Genomic DNA, 16568 nt, shown 5'->3' with positions numbered 1-16568 from the left:
ATCGTGAACATTATGAGCGAAGCAACTCTGGAAAATGCCGTGAACGCCAAGGTGGCCGCCGTCAACGAACCCATCAAGATGCGGGGCGAGAAGGTCGGCGTCTTCTATGGCGACAAGCAGGCCCTGTTCGATGTGGATCTTCTGGTCCGCCAGAATCAGGTGACGGCGCTGATCGGCCCATCGGGCTGCGGCAAGTCCACCTTCCTGCGCTGCCTGAACCGCATGAACGACACCATCGACAATGCGCGGGTGGTGGGCAAGATCACGCTCGACGGCGAGGACATCTATGACCGCGACATCGACGTGGTGGAACTGCGGTCGCGCGTGGGGATGGTGTTCCAGAAACCGAACCCGTTCCCGAAGTCGATCTATGAGAATGTCGCCTATGGCCCGCGCATTCACGGTCTGGCCCGCAGCAAGGCCGACATGGATGCGGTGGTGGAATCGAGCCTGAAGCGCGCCGGCCTCTTCAACGAGGTCAAGGACCGCCTGCATGATGCCGGCACCGGTCTTTCCGGCGGTCAGCAGCAGCGCCTGTGCATTGCGCGCGCCATCGCCGTGTCGCCTGAAGTGATCCTGATGGACGAGCCCTGCTCGGCGCTCGATCCGATTGCCACCGCGCGCGTCGAGGAATTGATCGACGAGCTGCGCGAGAACTACACCATCGTCATCGTTACCCACTCCATGCAGCAGGCGGCGCGCGTCTCGCAGCGCACGGCCATGTTCCATCTCGGCAATCTCGTCGAGGAAGGCCCGACCGAGAAGATGTTCACCAACCCCGACGACAAGCGCACGCAGGACTACATCACCGGCCGGTTCGGCTGAGTCTTACTGCGGCCATTCCAACAGACGAGGAACGTATAATGGGTGCTCATACGGTGACCGCCTTCGACGACGATCTTGGCGAGATCGAAGGGCTGGTGCGTGACATGGTCAGCCTGGCCGGGTCCATGGTCGATGAGGCGACACAGAGTCTGATCGTGCCGGACAATGCGCTGGCCCAGCGCGTCATCTCCGAGGATGCGGTGATGGACGAGTTGCAGCGCCGTCTGGACGACCGCGCCATCACGCTGATCGGCAAGCGCCAGCCGATGGCGCAGGACCTGCGTGCCATCGTGGGCGCGATCCGCATGGCCGGCGATCTCGAACGCATTGGCGATCTGGCCAAGAACATCGCCAAGCGCGTCGATGCGGTGGGGCAGTCGAGCGTGCCGCGCGCCTTCGCCCGCTCCATCGAAGACATGTCCGAACTGGTTCTTGAGCAGGTGCAGGGCGTCATCGACGAATATGGCGCGCGCAACCCGGAAGGGCTGGTGCGGCTGCGCGACGAGGACGAGCTGGTCGACGTCAAATACACCTCTGTGTTCCGCGAACTGCTGACCTACATGATGGAGGACGCGCGCAACATCACGGCCTGCACGCATCTGCTTTTCTGTGCGAAGAACCTGGAGCGCATTGGCGACCACGTGACCAATATTGCCGAAAATGCCTATTATGTGCTGACCGGCGAGCAGTTGCCGGCTCATCGTCCCAAGCAGGACGAGACTGGCATACCGGCACCTGCGGTTTGAAGCAGGATCGAGGAGACGAAGCATGATCGCACCCCGCATCATGGTGGTTGAGGACGAAGAGCCGTTGGGCGTGCTTCTGCGCTACAACCTCGAAGCCGAAGGCTATCAGGTCGAGATCGTCACACGCGGTGACGAGGCCGAGTTGCGGCTGCAGGAAAATGTGCCGGACCTTCTGGTGCTCGACTGGATGGTGCCGGCGATCTCCGGCATCGAACTGTGCCGGCGCCTGCGCATGCGCGAGCAGACCGAACGGCTGCCCATTATCATGCTGACTGCGCGCGGCGAGGAAAGCGACCGGGTGCGCGGCCTTTCCACCGGCGCCGACGACTATCTGGTCAAGCCCTTCTCCATGCCGGAGCTGGTGGCGCGGGTAAAGGCGCTTCTGCGTCGTGCTAAGCCCGAGGTGCTGTCCTCTGTGCTCAAGGTGGGCGACATCGTGCTCGACCGCGAGCAGCACCGCGTCTACCGCAAGAAGAGCGAGATCCGGCTGGGGCCGACCGAGTTCCGCCTGCTCGAATTCATGATGCAGCATCCCGGTCGCGTCTTCTCGCGCGGACAGTTGCTGGACAATGTCTGGGGCGAGACGATCTACATCGACGAACGCACAGTGGATGTGCATGTCGGGCGGTTGCGCAAGGCGGTCAACACCGGCCGCATGCCCGACGTGATCCGCACCGTTCGCGGTTCAGGCTACGCGATCAGGGAAGAGTGACGGGCAGAGAAGAGTGACGCGCGGCCGGGCCGTCCTGCAGGGACCGTCCGCCGGCAAAAATCCTGTCATCGACGTAAGTCAGCGCGCGCATGGCACAGCCTTCGCGCAGCAGGGCGATCTGGTCCGGCTCGATGCTGAAGCTGATCGAGCCGGAATGCTGGCCGCCGGCAGTGCGCGCGATGGCATCGCGCAGGGCCGGTTCGATCAGGTCGAAGGCGGCTGCATTGAGGCCGACCAATGCCACCGGGGCAGGGTCGATAAGCGCAAACAGGCTGCCGAGGCCGAAGCCGAGCGCTTCGCCTGCGATGCGGAACGCCTCGCGCTCGCGCCCTTCATGGTCCCGGGCCGCGTCCGCCAGCGCCTGCATCTCCGCTTCCCCGATATCGCCCCGCGGTTCCTCGTTCTGGTCATGGCCGGCGGCGCTGCGCCAGATGGCGTAGCTTCCTGCATAGGCTTCGATACAGCCGCGCCGCCCGCAACGGCATAGCGCCCCGTCCGGCCTATGGATCATGTGCCCGAATTCGACGCCTGAGGAATGGGTGCCGGTGAACATCTCGCCCTTGAGCACCAGCCCCATGCCGATGCCGTGCGAGAGCAATATGGCGATGAAATCGTCGCGATAGCGGGCCGGATCGCGCCAGCGCAGCGCCTCGGCCATCATGTTGCAGTCGTTCTCCACCGTTACGGGAACAGAGAATTCCGCTTCCAGAATGTCGGCGAAGGGGATGTCCGTGTGCGGGGTGATCGGAGACCACAGCATGGAACGCGCTTCCGCGTCGGTGATGCCCTGAACGGCAAAGACGATACGCAATGGCGGGCCAGCCTTTGCGGCGGGGTGAGCAAGGCATCGTTGAAGCACTGCCACACATTCGCCGATCAGCGCCTCGCGGGAGAGGGCGCGCGTGTCGAGCCGCAACTGCTCTTCGTCCAGAACAGATCCCGAATAATCGAGCCGGACGGCGGAGAGGTTGTTGAGGGAAAGCATCAGCGTCACCACGCTGGCTGCTGCGGGGTCGAGTTCGAGCCCGATCTGGGGCCTTCCGCGTCTGAGGGCAGGGGCATCATCCTGTCGGGCCTCCGCCAGAATGCCCTCGGCGATCAGGTCGGCGGAAATAGCGGAGATGGTGGAATGGCTGAGACCCGTGATAGTCGTGATTTCGGTGCGGGAAACCTGTCCGCCACGCCGCGCGGCCGAAATCACCATGGCGCGGTTGCGCCGGCGCAGATCGTCGTGCCGCATGCCAACAGTCATTACTGTACTCTTCCTCCCTGCGTGCCGACGTTGAATAGCAGGCCGTGAACTTTGTCAGAAGCGGCGAAGGCTGTCATTATTTAATTCGGGTTTCGAAATAATTCACGGACGGTCAGAAAATCCGTTGACACGGTCAGGTCGTTGCGCCACATTTTTTCGAGGCTCGAAAAAAGTCCTTGCCCCGACTTGTTCACCGGCATGGCTTGTTCACGGGTCACAACGTCGCGCCCATGGGCGCAGGGAGGAAATCATGAGGAATTTTACGGCTGCCATTCTGGCGGGTGTCGCCTTGTCTCTGACGCTTCCCCTCGCCGCACAGGCGAAGGACAAGGTCATCGGCGTGTCCTGGTCGAATTTCCAGGAAGAGCGCTGGAAGACCGACGAAGCGGCGATGAAGGCCGCGATCGAGGCGGCGGGCGACAAGTACATATCGGCTGACGCGCAATCGTCCGCCTCCAAGCAGCTCACCGATGTCGAAAGCCTGATAAGCCAGGGCGCCAATGCTCTCATCATTCTGGCGCAGGATGCCTCGGCCATCGGTCCGGCTGTTCAGAAGGCGCTCGACGAGGGCATTCCGGTCGTCGGCTATGACCGCCTGATCGAGAACAGTGATGTTTTCTATCTCACCTTCGACAATAAGGAAGTGGGCCGCATGCAGGCCCGCGAGGTGTTCAAGCTGAAGCCGGAAGGCAACTATGTCTTCATCAAGGGCTCCGGTGCCGATCCCAATGCCGACTTCCTGTTCTCCGGGCAGGTCGAGGTGCTGAAGGAAGCGCTGGATTCCGGCGCGATCAAGAATGTCGGCGAGGCCTATACTGATGGCTGGCTGCCGGCCAATGCCCAGAAGAACATGGAGCAGTTCCTGACCGCCAACGACAACAAGGTCGATGCGGTGGTGGCCTCCAATGACGGCACTGCCGGTGGTGCGATCGCCGCACTTCAGGCGCAGGGCCTTGCCGGCTCGGTGCCGGTTTCGGGTCAGGATGGCGACCATGCCGCGCTGAACCGCATCGCGCTCGGCACCCAGACCGTGTCGGTGTGGAAGGATGCGCGCGAGCTTGGCAAGAATGCCGCCCAGATCGCCAGCGAACTGGCCGACGGCAAGGAAATGACCGCTATCGCCAATGTGCAGGACTTCACCACGCCCGGCGGCAATACGGTCAAGTCCGTATTCCTGACGCCGATTGCGATAACCAGGGACAATCTCAACGTCGTCATCGATGCCGGCTGGATCACCAAGGATGCGGTCTGCACGGGCGTTGCGGCAGGCAGTGTCGCTGCCTGCGACTGAGCTGTCCAGTTTACGGGAAGCGTTGGGGTGCCTGCGCTTCCCGCAGGATATGGCTGTCTGCGGTGCCGCGCCCGGCATGAAACCCTCAAATTTCCGAAGCGATTGGCCGGGCCGGGGCGTTTGCTGTCCCGGTTTGCAAGACCGCTGTGCACTTTTGCCGGATTTGGTCTAGCATGATGGTGCGGCGCATTTGACGGCCAGAACCGGCCGGTGGGAGGAAACCATGAGTGATGCGACCTCGGCAGCGACGGGCGACCGGGCGCGGGAGGCCGATCTCGGGCCGCTGGCGAAGTTCCTCAAGGCGACGGAGCTCGACACCCGCATGCTCGGCATGCTGGGGGCGCTGGTGCTGATCTGGCTCCTGCTTCACTTTCTTTCCGGCGGCCTGTTCCTGACGCCGCGCAACCTGTGGAACCTCTCGGTCCAGACATCTTCCGTGGCCATAATGGCAACCGGCATGGTGCTGGTCATCGTGCTGCGCAACATCGACCTGTCGGTGGGCTCCATGGAGGGCATCGTCGGCATGGTCATGGGCGTGCTGCAGGCGCAGATCCTGATCCGCGTGTTCGGCTTTTCGCTGGGCGATCCGTGGATCTGGGTGATCGCCCTTGCCTGCGGCATCCTTGCGGGGCTCCTCATCGGCGCGTTGCAGGGATTCATCATTGCCTATCTTGAAGTGCCGGCCTTCATCGTCACCCTTGGCGGGCTGCTGATCTGGCGTGGTGCCGCGTGGTGGGTGACGAGCGGGCAGACCGTCGCGCCGCTCGACGCAACATTTCAGCTGATGGGCGGTGGACCGCTGGGCGCTATCGGCGCCAGCTGGAGCTGGGTCGTGGCCGTGGCCGGCTGTCTTGGCGTCGCCTTTCTGATGGTCAGTGGCCGCCGCCAGCGCCAGCGGTTCCGCTTCCCGTTGCGGCCGGTATGGGCCGAATTGCTGCTCGGGGGCGTCGCCTGCGCCGCCATTGTGGGCGCGGTGTGGGTCGCCAATTCCTATCCATGGCCGGTGGGCATCGTGAGACGCTATGCAGCGGCGCAGGGCATCGAGGTGCCGGAAGGGGGGCTGTTCATCGCCCATGGCATCGCCATTCCGGTGCTGATGGCCGTCGCGGTCGGCATCATCATGACCTTCGTGACCAACCGCACCCGATTCGGACGTTACGTGTTCGCCATCGGCGGCAATCCGGAGGCGGCTAACCTCGCCGGCATCAACACGCGCTGGGTGACCATGAAGGTGTTCATGATCATGGGCGTGCTGGTGGCGATCAGCGCAGCCATCTCCTCGGCCCGCCTCAACGCGGCGACCAATGCGCTGGGCACGCTGGACGAGCTTCTGGTCATCGCGGCGGCCGTCATCGGCGGCACGTCGCTGGCTGGCGGCTCCGGCACCATCATCGGGGCGATGCTCGGCGCGCTGCTGATGCAGTCGCTGCAATCGGGCATGGTCCTGCTGGGCATCGACTCGCCTCTGCAGAACATCGTCGTCGGTGCCGTGCTGGTCATCGCGGTGTGGCTCGACACCGTCTACCGCAAGCGGGTCTAGGAGGAACGGCCATGGCAGAGTCCCGAAACAGCAGCGCTGTCCCGCTCATCGACATGCGCAACATCTCCATCGCCTTTGGCGGCATTCGCGCCGTCGACGACGCTTCGGTCGATCTCTATCCAGGTGAGGTGGTGGCGCTGCTCGGCCACAACGGGGCCGGCAAGTCGACGCTGATCAAGATCCTGTCCGGCGCCTACAAGCGCGACGCCGGGCAGATCTTCGTCAATGGCGAAGAGGCGGCGATCGGCAATCCGCGCGATGCCAAGAAATACGGCATCGAGACGATCTACCAGACGCTGGCGCTGGCCGACAATGTCGATGCGGCCGCCAATCTGTTCCTCGGCCGCGAACTGATGACGCGCTGGAACACGCTGGACGACGTCGCCATGGAAGCTGAGGCGCGCAAGGTCATGGGCCGCCTCAATCCGCGCTTCCAGCGCTTCAAGGAGCCGGTGATCAAGCTCTCCGGCGGGCAGCGCCAGTCAGTGGCGATTGCCCGCGCCATCCTGTTCAACGCGCGCATCCTCATCATGGACGAGCCGACGGCGGCGCTCGGTCCGCAGGAGACGGCGCAGGTCGGCGAACTGGTGCGCCAGCTCAAGGCCGACGGCATCGGCATCTTCCTCATCAGCCACGACATTCATGACGTGTTCGATCTCGCCGACCGGGTATGCGTCATGAAGAACGGGCAGGTGGTCGGCACGGCACGCACACAGGACGTCACGCAGGACGAGGTTCTTGGCATGATCATTCTGGGCAAATGCCCGCCCGGTGCCGTTCCGGGGCCGGGAGCCCTTAAAATCGCCGCGTGACAGCCGTGCTGTTACCGGCGCTGCTCCGAGCCCTGCTTGCCTTGGCGTGAGGACTTGCTAGAAATGCATTCCCTGCTTCGGAGTAGCGTCGCCAGTTGAAGAAACTCTTTCCGCTTCTGACATTCCTGGCTGTCGCGCTGATCAGCATGGTGATGGCCGGTTTCGCTTATTTCGCGACGCAGGAAGCGACGCGCATCAAGTTCGAAGCGACCGTGGATGACGCCATTTCGCGCATCGAAACCCGCCTTGATCTTCATCTGACCCTGCTCAAGGCCACCCAGGCATTCTTCGCGGTACATAACAACCGTGTTTCGGCAAATGAATTCCGGGCTTTCATTTCGGCGCTTGATATAGAGGGCAGCTTTCCCGGCCTGCGCGGCATCGGTTTTCTGCAACTCGTTGACGTGGGGAGCGAGGCGCTCGTTGAACGCCGGATTCGCGACGAACAGGGGGTGGAACGTCAGATCTATCCCCAGTCGGATCAGAAGTGGCGTGCGCCGGTGGTTTTCTTCGAGCCGCTGAAGCCATCCAGCGACACGTTGCTTGGTTTCGACATGTTCAGCGAACCCATTCGCCGGCAGGCGATAGAAGCGACCATGCGCGACGACACGCAGCATGCCACCGCCCCGATGATGCTGGGTGGGAACAGCGGCGTCGAGCCTTATCCGGGTTTTATCGTCTTCTCCCGCCTCAAAGCCGGCACTTCCGGCGAGGCTTCCGCTACGCCCGGTGTTCTGTACGCGGCGTTTCAGGCGAGTGAGCTGTTCCAGACGGCCTTGCGGCGCTTGCCGCTGCTGCCTGTTCATCTGGAAATCTACGATGGCGCCATAGAAGCGCAGAACCAGATTTTCACTTCCGCCACGCCAGCCGTCACCGGTGTGGGCAGGATCGTGGACATCCGGCGGCTTACGATCGCCGGCCGGCAGTGGACCCTGCAGTTCGAGCCGACCACGGCATTCTCCCCGCCTTCGTCGCGGGCCATTCCCGTCATGCTCGGGCTCTTCGGCCTGCTGCTGGCCGGCGCCATCGCGCTCGTTGCCCGTTACAAGGAGCGGGCTTACGATGCGGCTGAAAAGCTGCACCAGACGGCCGAGCACAGTCTGGTTGAAAAGGATCTGATGCTTCAGGAAATGAAGCACAGGATCAAGAATCTCATAACCCGGGTTCTGGCCATTGCGCGCCAGACGGCTTCGCATTCCGCCGATGTGAAGGAGTTTTCCGATTCTTTCGCGGCACGTCTGCAGGCAATGGCCGCCTCGCAGGACATGCTCACGCGCTCGCGCTGGCAGAAGGCGGATCTGCGCGAGTTGCTGCGGATCGAGCTCGGTCAGGTGTTTGGCAAGGATCTGCCCGAGGGGCTGCTGTCAGGCCCGCAGGTGTTGCTCGACGAGACAGCCACGCAGGCGCTTGGCCTTACTTTTCACGAGCTTGCGACGAATGCACTGAAATATGGCGAGGCGGGAAACTCGGTCGACGCGCTCAAGGTGGAGTGGCGGGTGGAAAAGGCCGGTCGAAACAAATCGCTTGTCCTGAACTGGCGCGAGTCGGGACAGGCGGGCCTCAAGGAGCCTGCAACGACGGGTTTCGGCACCAAGCTCATCAATATGAACATTACCCGCGAGCTTTATGGCTCGATAGACCGCCGCTTCCTGCCAAGCGGCCTGCAGGTCGAGATCAAGGTGCCGCTGAAGTGAGCGCTCGAACCGCAGTGGCACACATATGAAAAAAGGCCGGCTAAGCCGGCCTTTTTCGCAGGATCATGGAGAACTCTTTCCGTCCGGAAAACTTATCCGGCTGAGGAAGATGCGCGCCCCATTCGCCGGTCAGTTGCAGCGGGCCGTGTAGATCCGGCGCGTGTTCGGGTCGCGATACTGGCAGTAGCCGTTGCGCAGGTTACGCACCAGCAAGCCGGAACCAGCACCGACAGCGGTGCCGATCAGGGCGCCCTTGGTGCCGCCGGCAATGCCGCCGATGGCTGCGCCAGCGACAGCACCCACACCAACATCCTGTTCCGTGGTGGTGCAGCCGCTCAGTGCCACGATTGCCGCCAGGGCGACGATTATCTTCCGCATTTAGTCACTCCTCTCGCTTCTCTTTCCCTCGCCTTGCAGCGATCACTTGCCGAACAAGCCGATACCGTCAAGCTTGTGCCAGCGATTTTGTTTTCGGGCAATATCGCTCTTTCAAGGGTGATGACCGTTTGAAGCGACTTGCGTTTCGCCCTTCTCCACACTTGCTTCCAGCTTGCCGTCCGGATGCACCTTCCACACGATCTCGGCATAGTCATCTTCAAGAGCCGGATCGACCGGAATACAGGTGCCGAAGACGCGGTCCGTTCGACCCGACAGCGCTTTCAGCGCGGGCTGGCGTTCGACCCGACATTCCTCGTAGGTTTCAAAGACTGTAGCCGGAGCAGGCAACTCGACACATTCCGTCAGGTCACCGGAGCATCCGATAATCAGCAGAACTGCGGCTATGTGTTCCATGGCGTTTTCCTCTGGGAAAGAAAACGCGCGGGTTGACGTAAGGTTCCTAAGGCGTCGCGGTGGATTCGTCGCCTGTGCTCTCAAAATTCGCTGCTGGTATGACCAGATGATATTCCAGCCTGTTGTCCACCAGTTCGAGCGAAGCCTGTCCGCTCAGCGCCGCCGGCACGACACGCTCCAGTGTGACGCGCCGGAAATCCCGGTGGGGGGGCAGCACGCTGCCTTCGTCCAGTTGCTCCACCCATGACAGATGGAGCGCCGGCGCATCAGCAAGCTCCTCTGGCGGCTCCATCCTGGATCGCACCGTAATGCGGCTGCCCGGATGTGACAGTGCACCGTAGGAAAGGGAGTTCACGACCAGTTCATGCATGGCGAGGCCGATATGCAGAGCTGCATTGGGGTTGAGGTAGGGGTTAGACCCTTCAAAAATCAGCTCGCTGTCGGCATAGGCGATGTTGTGGCCGAGCTGGCCGTTGATTAGCTCGCGGAGTTCAGCTCCCCGCCAGTTCGACGAGGTCACAAGATCCTGAGACGCCGCAAGGGATTGCAGGCGGCCCTGAAAGCTGGTCAGGAAATCGGAAATATTGTCGGAATGGCGGCCGGTCTGACTGGCGATGCTCTGGATGATCGCCAGCAGGTTCTTGGAGCGGTGGCTGACTTCGCGCAGCAAGGCACGCAGGCTCTGCTCGCGGCGTTTGCGATCCGTGGTCTCCACCTTGGTGGTCATGACGCCGCGGATATTGCCCTGCTCGTCGTGATCGGGATCTACCCAGATCTCGAACCACCGCAGGCCATCTTCCCCGGGAGCGTTGATCTCGAAACGGTGGGCGTTGCCGGTGGCAATGGTGTCCTCCCGCGCCGCGATGATCCGGGCGGTCTGGGACGGGGGCAGGATGGTGTCGCCCTGGCTGCCCTGCATCCACGGGGCGGCCATGTTGCGGGCCCACACCGTTCTGAGTTCGTTGTCCTGAAACAACACGGAAACGCCGGCGTTTCGCAACGCGTGGAGCAAGGCCCGGCCAAGCACGGATTCATCCCGAAGAGAAGGGTCTATGACCTCCTCTTCCCGCCGCAGAGGCGATCTGGAACCGTTGTCTGAACCCATTTTGTGTTCTGCTCTCTTGGTGCCGGTAGGGCTATCCTACTAAAGAGAATTCGTCAAAATGCGTTCCGCCGGGCAGTGCTCTTCTGGAAAGCGCTGCCCGGCGGCGGCTGGAAACCGGTTGAGGGGGGCGGTTTCCAGTTTGGGGGAAACCGACGCGGTCAGGTCCGGCGGAAAATGCCCGCCAGCAGCGATATGACCACGAACGCCAGGAAGATGAAGAAGAGGATCTTGGCGATTCCGGCTGATGCTCCAGCGATGCCGCCAAAGCCGAGAGCTCCGGCGATGATGGCCACCACAAGGAATACAAGGGTCCAGTAAAGCATTGATCTTTATCCTCTTTATCTTCTCTTGCGTCTATGGAGGAAAACGCCGTCACTGGCCTATGGTTCCGTGGCATGTGCAAAAATATCAGGCGGCCGCCTTCGCCTGCCGGTCGAAGAACAGGGCCTGACTGATCAGCGCCTTGACCATGTCGGGGTTGAACGGCTTGGTGACGAGGAAAGCCGGTTCCGGGCGCTCGCCGGTGAGCAGCCGCTCGGGGAAGGCGGTGATGAAGATCACCGGCACCGACGTGGCGGCCAGGATTTCATTGACCGCATCGATGCCCGAACTGCCGTCGGCAAGCTGAATGTCGGCCAGAACCATGCGCGGATGCGACTTGGCGAAGATGCCGACGGCTTCCGCGTGGGTGCGGGCGATGCCAACGACACGGTGCCCGAGGCTTTCCACCATTTCCTCGATGTCCATGGCGATCAGCGGCTCGTCCTCGATGATGAGGATATCTGTGGCCACCTGCCGTGAAATTTCGTTGCTGGCCTCCGAAAGGAGGCTCGAAAAGCTGGCGTCGTCCAGATCCAGAATTTCGGCGGCTTCCTTTTCATCGAAGCCTTCCACCGCAACCAGCAGGAAAGCCTGACGGGGGCGGGGGGCCAGAGCATTGAGATTGGCGGCCACGCGCTGCTCCCAGTCGGGCGCCTCGGACTGGTCCTGGGGAATGCGGATGGAGACGGAGGTGAACATCCGCGTGAATATCTTGTACAGGGCGATGCGGTCGCTGGAGGCTTTCGGGAAGATGCTGGTGTCGGCGATGATCGCCTCAAGCATTGCCGCGACGAGGGCGTCGCCACTTTCCTGGGAGCCTGAGACGGCTCGCGAGAAACGGCGCAGGAAAGGCAGATGCGGGGCAATGGCGGCGGATAGACTCACGATATACGTCTCCCTCATGTGACGCGTTGCTTGAAAGGCCGAATGCATGGTTATGCAAGACCTCAGGCTCCGAAAACCCGCAGGAATGCAAAAAGTTCCAACAATCGTGGAACTAATTTGGCTAAGAGACGTTGCGCCCGGATCGATCAACCAGCGGGGGCTGCGTCTGTTTCGTTTCGTGCGACGGCGTGATGCAACAGACGGTCAGGGTAGGGACGAAAGGCAGAATGAACACATTGGATAAAAACAGAGCGGCCGGAACCCCGGGACGCCAGGGCAGGGCCGAAGACAATCTTGGACCCAATTCCGAGATCGGACGCAAGCTGAAGCAATATTACGACGATCTGGTCCATGACGAGGTTCCTGATCGCTTTGCGCAATTGCTCAGTCAACTCGAGCACGCCGAGACGTCTCAGGACAAGGACTGATGCATGGCCGTATCCGCGGGTTTTAAAGACGAACTTCTGAAATCCATACCCAGTCTGCGGGCATTCGCCGTGTCGCTGTCGCAGAATGTCGACAAGGCCGACGATCTCGTTCAGGAAACGCTCGTCAAGGCATGGGACAAGCATGAGAGCTTTCAGCCGGGCACCAATCTGAAGGCTTGGCTGTTCACCATTTTGCGCAACGAATTCTACTCGCAGATGCGCAAGCGCGGACGCGAGGTTCAGGACAGCGACGGCATCATGACGGCGCGGCTGGCGGTTCACCCTGCCCAGCACGGCCAGCTTGACCTCAAGGACTTCCGCAGCGCGCTTGAACGCTTGCCGGACGACCAGCGCGAGGCGATCATCCTGATCGGAGCTTCCGGATTTTCCTATGAGGAAGCGGCTGAAATCTGCGATTGCGCAATTGGCACGATCAAAAGCCGCGTCAGCCGCGCACGCACGCGCCTGCAGGAAATCCTCAAGATTTCCGGGGAAGAGGATTTTGGGCCGGACGCGATCTCAACTCAGGTGATGACGTCACCGGCCGACTGAGGTCTCGATGCCTCCCTCGCTTCGGCGAGGGCCTCGACCAGATCGGACCCGGCATAAGGCTTTTCAACGAGCTTTATGTCGGGAAAGTGTGTGCTGATATATTCGCTTTGCCCGTGGGCAGACGCGAATATGAAAGGTATGCCTTCCTGTTGCAGGCGCCCGGCGAACGGGAATGTCGGAACTCCTGCCAGCATCACATCGATGATGGCCGCGTCGATTTCCTGCAACAGTGTATCGTCTTCCAGTTCCGCACTGCGTCCGACAATCGAGACGCTGGCGGCCCCCTGCTCAAGGCAGATCGTCTCTACATCCATGGCAATAAGATACTCGTCCTCGACGAGTAGGATTCGCAGTCCGTTAAGCGGGCCAGGCACAGGCAGATACTCCCGAAAACGGCAGAATGCCGTTTCGGGAATGTTCCTGTCATTTAAAAATGACATAGGGAAGGCGTCATTTCCGTAGCGGAGGAACCTTCCGCCCCGCAGGCGATTTCTCAACGATGACAATTACCTCAACACACACAAAACAATATGTCCTGCCGGCCACCGTGCAGGGCAGGCTGTATCCGTGCGAAAGCTGCCCCCTGCGCTCCCTGCCAGCGTTTCGCGAAGCGGAGCCGGACGAACTGGAGTTCCTCAATCGCTTCAAAAAAGGGGAACTGCTGGCGCAGAAGGGGAGCGCCGTTCTTGTCGAGGGCAGCCGCACTCCGCATCTTTACACCCTGCTGTCCGGATGGGGATTCCGCTTCAAGCTGCTGGAAGATGGTCGGCGGCAGATCCTGAACTACCTGATGCCGGGTGATCTGATCGGGCTGCAGGGAAGCATCGAGGGGGAGATGCAGCATTCCATAGAAATGCTGTCGGACTCCATCCTGTGCGTGTTCGACCGAAGCAGGCTCCTGGAACTCTACAGAAAGCACCCCGGGCTGGGCTACGATGTTACCTGGCTGGCTTCGCGGGAAGAACGCATGCTTGACGAGAACCTGCTCAGCGTCGGCCGGCGCAGCGCCATGGAACGGGCCGCATATCTCATCGCCTTCATTCACGAAAGGGCGCGCTGCACGGGACTTGGCAGCGGCCGCCGCCTGATCATTCCCGTCACCCAGCAGCATGTTGCCGATACGCTCGGGCTCTCGCTTGTCCATACCAACAAGACGCTGCGCAAGCTCTCCCGGCTCGGCATGATCGAGTGGCAGGAAGGGGGATGCAGGGTCATCAATCTGAAGGAACTGATGCTGATCGCCGGATGGGAGGGGCTGGGGACGGGCCGGCGCCCGCTTGTGTGAAGTTGCAATGCGCGCTGGACTTGGACGTGAAAAAAGCCTTCCATTCCGGACAATCGGGCTGGAACCTTAGCGCCTTCACGGCGTTGTCATCCCGGCTACATCAACCACCAAGGAGTTTTATCATGGCCGCAGCAGCCGGAAAATCCGCGACCGACAACAAGAACAATGTTGACCTTGAAGAAGAGATTCGTCAGCTCAAGGCCGATATCGAGAAGCTGGGCAAGCATCTCGCGGAAACCGGCGAGCAGGGTTATGGTACAGCGCGCAAGGCCGCAGCACAGGGTGTGGAGCAGCTGCGCGTGCAGGGTGAGGCAGCCATCGACAGCCTGAAGACCAACGCCCGTGATCTGGAAGAGCAGGTTCTCGTGAACGTTCGGGAAAAGCCGGTCACGTCGCTTGCCATTGCGGCGGGCCTCGGCTTCCTGGTCGGCCTCCTGTCGCGCCGCTGACGGCGTCGATCCCATGGGGGCACTCGTATCTTTGATCACCGGTCTCGCCTCGGGCGAGACCGCATACGCATTGAAGCGAGCCAGAATCGCGGCGATAAGCTACGGGCTGGCCGCCACCGCCGCGTTGTGTGGTGTCGGATTTCTCATCGGCGCGCTTTATGTCTGGGCCGCCCGTCATTATGGCTCGCTTGAAACATCTGTCGGCTTTGGGGTGGGCTTTCTCCTCCTTGCCGGGCTTATCGTCCTGATATTCCGCTTCAGCGCGCGTTCCAGAGCGCGCCGCCTCAGAAGAAGGCGAGGCGCTGACATGACGGCATTGGGCATGACAGCACTTGCAGCCGTGCTGCCGGCGCTGGCGCGCAGCAAGGCTGGCCCGGGTCTCATTCTTGGACCGGCGGCAGCTGTTCTGGCCTATGTGATCTACCGTGAAAACTCGGCGCCCCGCCGCCGCGGGCCTGATCCCGATACCGAACGGAACTGAGGCTTCTGGCCGGGAACCATAGCTTTCCGGCCTCGTTGAACCTGCAAGGTGGGGCATCCGCGCCCCGTCATCGGCAAGGAGGCAGGATATGGCCAGGATATTTCGCGAGCAGGCAGTCAGGCAGGGACGCAAAGGGCGTCGCGTGCTCGTCATCCTGATCTGCGCCATCGTTCTGGCATTGGCGGCATGGGCCGCCACCGCTCTGCTGGTGCCTAAGCCGGATGCTCCCGTCGGGCAGACCTCTGCCACCGGGACTGTACCGACTCAACAGTGAGCCCCTCAGACTGTCGCCGGAACAAGAACGTTCAGAGCCCTGGGGTGAATTTCGATGACAGTCTCATTGTCCAGCCCGACAAGCTCGCCGTCCATGGCCGCATGAGGCTTTTTTCCTGAAGCGCGTATTTTCAGCGTCAGGCGCTCGGCCTGATGGATTTCGACATGCTCATTGTCACGCCATTTGCCGCGCGCCGCGTTGAAAGCGAACTTCAGCACCGCGCCGCGTGTCTGCGCCATCGTCAGATAGATGCCCAGAACACCGCCAGCCGGGTTGTCGGCATAGGGCAGATGACCTTCGCCGAACAGGTTGTTGGTGATTCCGACGGCGCTGGCGCGTGCCTCTATCTCTGTTTCGCTCATGATCAGCGTGACATGCATCGCCGGCGGGTCGATCAGCGTTGCCCAGGCGGCCCTGAAAGATGCGCCGATCTTTCCCAGACGCGAGCCGAATTCCATCTTGTCGCGCAGGTGGATCATGCGGGCGTGCATGCCGACGGAGAACTGGTGGATGAACGGGCGCCCATTGGCCGTGGCGATATCCACCTTCCTGACTGTGCCGCCCGCAAAGCTTTCCACTGCGGCTTCAAGTGACTGGGGGATGCCGAGGCTGCGGGCAAAGAGGTTCATGGTGCCGGCTGGCAGGACCGCAAGGGCCTTCTGCTTGCCCATCAGCCGTGCAGCGGCGGCAGATATGGTTCCGTCGCCTCCGCCTGCAAGCAGAATGTCAATGTCCGGGGCCGCCGCCGCTTTGTTGATCGCGGCGGGCATTTCGGTGCCGGATACAACGGCGATGTCGACATGATGGCCCGCTGCCTGCAACGTCCGGGACATGAAGGCGCAAAAACCGTCGAGATCGGTCGTGCGCAGCGTTCCACCGTCCCTGTTGAGCACTGCGGAAAATCGCATGTCGCATCCTTTCAGATCGCGAAAAGAATTGCGCCGGCAGGTCTCTCAGGCGCCGCATGTAACGGAACAGTGGAAGTTTAGTTCCGCTATATCAGGTGGATTTTTCCTGCGAATGGAGAAATGTTTTTTTGGAACAAGGGGCAAGATCACACGTTCTCAAATCAGCAATCAGGCTGCGGATTCATCATGATATTCGCAGCGATGCTCACGGTTTCT

At 61.5% G+C, this 16568-nt stretch carries 21 protein-coding genes; 13 read left to right on the top strand and 8 right to left on the bottom strand.

Annotated features, from left to right (window positions below; translation table 11 throughout):
* Nucleotides 1–3: 3 nt before the first annotated feature.
* The 3 genes from pstB to phoB are packed head-to-tail and all read left to right on the top strand — an operon-like array spanning nt 4 to nt 2283.
* Nucleotides 4–825: a phosphate ABC transporter ATP-binding protein PstB gene (gene pstB, locus AC5XE7_RS04745; RefSeq protein ID WP_239799650.1), complete on the top strand. Its 822-nt coding sequence runs from the start codon at nt 4–6 to the stop codon at nt 823–825.
* 38 nt (nt 826–863) lie between these two features.
* Complete coding sequence (gene phoU, locus AC5XE7_RS04740; protein WP_239799649.1) at nt 864–1571, top strand: phosphate signaling complex protein PhoU; 708 nt, start codon at nt 864–866, stop codon at nt 1569–1571.
* Between the two features lie 22 nt (nt 1572–1593).
* On the top strand, nt 1594–2283 hold the full coding sequence (gene phoB, locus AC5XE7_RS04735; RefSeq protein ID WP_183824403.1) for a phosphate regulon transcriptional regulator PhoB: 690 nt from the start codon (nt 1594–1596) through the stop codon (nt 2281–2283).
* Here the strand turns inward: phoB and AC5XE7_RS04730 are convergent.
* The gene (locus AC5XE7_RS04730) at nt 2270–3535 is read right to left on the bottom strand and encodes an ROK family protein (RefSeq protein WP_495365029.1); all 1266 of its coding nucleotides are present in this window, start codon (nt 3533–3535) and stop codon (nt 2270–2272) included. The two genes, phoB and AC5XE7_RS04730, sit on opposite strands and share 14 nt — an antisense overlap.
* A 250-nt stretch (nt 3536–3785) precedes the next feature.
* Between AC5XE7_RS04730 and xylF the strand changes: the two genes are divergently transcribed.
* The 4 genes from xylF (at nt 3786) to AC5XE7_RS04710 (ending at nt 8872) form a co-directional block, all read left to right on the top strand.
* Nucleotides 3786–4826: a D-xylose ABC transporter substrate-binding protein gene (gene xylF / locus AC5XE7_RS04725; RefSeq protein ID WP_183824398.1), complete on the top strand. Its 1041-nt coding sequence runs from the start codon at nt 3786–3788 to the stop codon at nt 4824–4826.
* Nucleotides 4827–5049: 223 nt separating this feature from the next.
* Entirely contained in the window at nt 5050–6366 is a 1317-nt protein-coding gene (locus AC5XE7_RS04720; protein ID WP_495365028.1) for a sugar ABC transporter permease, read from the top strand.
* 11 nt (nt 6367–6377) lie between these two features.
* A complete protein-coding gene (locus AC5XE7_RS04715) occupies nt 6378–7178 on the top strand; it encodes an ATP-binding cassette domain-containing protein (protein WP_495365027.1) in 801 nt (266 codons plus the stop codon).
* Between the two features lie 95 nt (nt 7179–7273).
* Complete coding sequence (locus AC5XE7_RS04710) at nt 7274–8872, top strand: CHASE domain-containing protein (RefSeq protein WP_495365026.1); 1599 nt, start codon at nt 7274–7276, stop codon at nt 8870–8872.
* A 129-nt stretch (nt 8873–9001) separates the two neighbouring features.
* On the opposite strand, the gene AC5XE7_RS04705 is transcribed toward AC5XE7_RS04710, so the two are convergent.
* The 5 genes from AC5XE7_RS04705 to AC5XE7_RS04685 all read right to left on the bottom strand — a co-directional run bounded on the left by AC5XE7_RS04705 (nt 9002) and on the right by AC5XE7_RS04685 (nt 11975).
* Nucleotides 9002–9250, bottom strand: a complete 249-nt coding sequence (locus tag AC5XE7_RS04705; RefSeq protein ID WP_183824382.1) for a YMGG-like glycine zipper-containing protein — start codon at nt 9248–9250, stop codon at nt 9002–9004.
* Nucleotides 9251–9361: 111 nt separating this feature from the next.
* Complete coding sequence (locus AC5XE7_RS04700; protein WP_239799644.1) at nt 9362–9664, bottom strand: hypothetical protein; 303 nt, start codon at nt 9662–9664, stop codon at nt 9362–9364.
* Between the two features lie 46 nt (nt 9665–9710).
* Nucleotides 9711–10769, bottom strand: coding sequence for a sensor histidine kinase (locus AC5XE7_RS04695; RefSeq protein ID WP_495365025.1), 1059 nt, complete (start codon nt 10767–10769; stop codon nt 9711–9713).
* Between the two features lie 158 nt (nt 10770–10927).
* On the bottom strand, nt 10928–11092 hold the full coding sequence (locus AC5XE7_RS04690) for a DUF1328 domain-containing protein (RefSeq protein WP_495365024.1): 165 nt from the start codon (nt 11090–11092) through the stop codon (nt 10928–10930).
* 85 nt (nt 11093–11177) lie between these two features.
* Nucleotides 11178–11975: a response regulator gene (locus tag AC5XE7_RS04685; RefSeq protein ID WP_239799641.1), complete on the bottom strand. Its 798-nt coding sequence runs from the start codon at nt 11973–11975 to the stop codon at nt 11178–11180.
* 227 nt (nt 11976–12202) lie between these two features.
* Between AC5XE7_RS04685 and AC5XE7_RS04680 the strand changes: the two genes are divergently transcribed.
* Entirely contained in the window at nt 12203–12403 is a 201-nt protein-coding gene (locus AC5XE7_RS04680; protein ID WP_183824364.1) for a NepR family anti-sigma factor, read from the top strand.
* A gap of 3 nt (nt 12404–12406) precedes the next feature.
* The gene (locus AC5XE7_RS04675) at nt 12407–12955 is read left to right on the top strand and encodes a sigma-70 family RNA polymerase sigma factor (protein ID WP_183824361.1); all 549 of its coding nucleotides are present in this window, start codon (nt 12407–12409) and stop codon (nt 12953–12955) included.
* Here the strand turns inward: AC5XE7_RS04675 and AC5XE7_RS04670 are convergent.
* Nucleotides 12928–13329: a response regulator gene (locus tag AC5XE7_RS04670; RefSeq protein WP_495365023.1), complete on the bottom strand. Its 402-nt coding sequence runs from the start codon at nt 13327–13329 to the stop codon at nt 12928–12930. The genes AC5XE7_RS04675 and AC5XE7_RS04670 overlap by 28 nt on opposite strands.
* A 125-nt stretch (nt 13330–13454) precedes the next feature.
* Between AC5XE7_RS04670 and AC5XE7_RS04665 the strand changes: the two genes are divergently transcribed.
* From AC5XE7_RS04665 to AC5XE7_RS04650, 4 genes are all read left to right on the top strand, one after another.
* Entirely contained in the window at nt 13455–14240 is a 786-nt protein-coding gene (locus AC5XE7_RS04665) for a Crp/Fnr family transcriptional regulator (protein ID WP_495365022.1), read from the top strand.
* A 122-nt stretch (nt 14241–14362) separates the two neighbouring features.
* Complete coding sequence (locus AC5XE7_RS04660) at nt 14363–14689, top strand: ElaB/YgaM/YqjD family protein (RefSeq protein WP_183824355.1); 327 nt, start codon at nt 14363–14365, stop codon at nt 14687–14689.
* 13 nt (nt 14690–14702) lie between these two features.
* Nucleotides 14703–15170 carry a hypothetical protein gene (locus tag AC5XE7_RS04655; protein WP_495365021.1) on the top strand — a complete coding sequence of 156 codons (468 nt, stop codon included), beginning with the start codon at nt 14703–14705 and terminating at the stop codon, nt 15168–15170.
* Nucleotides 15171–15258: 88 nt separating this feature from the next.
* The gene (locus tag AC5XE7_RS04650; protein WP_495365020.1) at nt 15259–15444 is read left to right on the top strand and encodes a hypothetical protein; all 186 of its coding nucleotides are present in this window, start codon (nt 15259–15261) and stop codon (nt 15442–15444) included.
* Nucleotides 15445–15449: 5 nt separating this feature from the next.
* Here AC5XE7_RS04650 and AC5XE7_RS04645 read toward each other — a convergent pair whose 3' ends face one another.
* On the bottom strand, nt 15450–16352 hold the full coding sequence (locus AC5XE7_RS04645; protein WP_495365019.1) for a diacylglycerol/lipid kinase family protein: 903 nt from the start codon (nt 16350–16352) through the stop codon (nt 15450–15452).
* Between the last annotated feature and the right edge of the window lie 216 nt (nt 16353–16568).

The organism is Aquamicrobium sp. YD-1-mutant5 (genome assembly GCF_059509755.1).
This window is presented reverse-complemented; position numbering and strand designations above follow the sequence as displayed.

Excerpts from the sequence above, each read along its gene's own strand:
- phoU (WP_239799649.1), top strand. The coding sequence starts at position 864 with ATGGGTGCTCATACGGTGACCGCCTTCGACGACGATCTTGGCGAGATC.
- phoB (WP_183824403.1), top strand. The coding sequence starts at position 1,594 with ATGATCGCACCCCGCATCATGGTGGTTGAGGACGAAGAGCCGTTGGGC.
- AC5XE7_RS04730 (WP_495365029.1), bottom strand. The coding sequence starts at position 3,535 with ATGACTGTTGGCATGCGGCACGACGATCTGCGCCGGCGCAACCGCGCC.
- xylF (WP_183824398.1), top strand. The coding sequence starts at position 3,786 with ATGAGGAATTTTACGGCTGCCATTCTGGCGGGTGTCGCCTTGTCTCTG.
- AC5XE7_RS04720 (WP_495365028.1), top strand. The coding sequence starts at position 5,050 with ATGAGTGATGCGACCTCGGCAGCGACGGGCGACCGGGCGCGGGAGGCC.
- AC5XE7_RS04715 (WP_495365027.1), top strand. The coding sequence starts at position 6,378 with ATGGCAGAGTCCCGAAACAGCAGCGCTGTCCCGCTCATCGACATGCGC.
- AC5XE7_RS04705 (WP_183824382.1), bottom strand. The coding sequence starts at position 9,250 with ATGCGGAAGATAATCGTCGCCCTGGCGGCAATCGTGGCACTGAGCGGC.
- AC5XE7_RS04700 (WP_239799644.1), bottom strand. The coding sequence starts at position 9,664 with ATGGAACACATAGCCGCAGTTCTGCTGATTATCGGATGCTCCGGTGAC.
- AC5XE7_RS04695 (WP_495365025.1), bottom strand. The coding sequence starts at position 10,769 with ATGGGTTCAGACAACGGTTCCAGATCGCCTCTGCGGCGGGAAGAGGAG.
- AC5XE7_RS04690 (WP_495365024.1), bottom strand. The coding sequence starts at position 11,092 with ATGCTTTACTGGACCCTTGTATTCCTTGTGGTGGCCATCATCGCCGGA.
- AC5XE7_RS04680 (WP_183824364.1), top strand. The coding sequence starts at position 12,203 with ATGAACACATTGGATAAAAACAGAGCGGCCGGAACCCCGGGACGCCAG.
- AC5XE7_RS04675 (WP_183824361.1), top strand. The coding sequence starts at position 12,407 with ATGGCCGTATCCGCGGGTTTTAAAGACGAACTTCTGAAATCCATACCC.
- AC5XE7_RS04665 (WP_495365022.1), top strand. The coding sequence starts at position 13,455 with ATGACAATTACCTCAACACACACAAAACAATATGTCCTGCCGGCCACC.
- AC5XE7_RS04660 (WP_183824355.1), top strand. The coding sequence starts at position 14,363 with ATGGCCGCAGCAGCCGGAAAATCCGCGACCGACAACAAGAACAATGTT.
- AC5XE7_RS04655 (WP_495365021.1), top strand. The coding sequence starts at position 14,703 with ATGGGGGCACTCGTATCTTTGATCACCGGTCTCGCCTCGGGCGAGACC.
- AC5XE7_RS04650 (WP_495365020.1), top strand. The coding sequence starts at position 15,259 with ATGGCCAGGATATTTCGCGAGCAGGCAGTCAGGCAGGGACGCAAAGGG.
- AC5XE7_RS04645 (WP_495365019.1), bottom strand. The coding sequence starts at position 16,352 with ATGCGATTTTCCGCAGTGCTCAACAGGGACGGTGGAACGCTGCGCACG.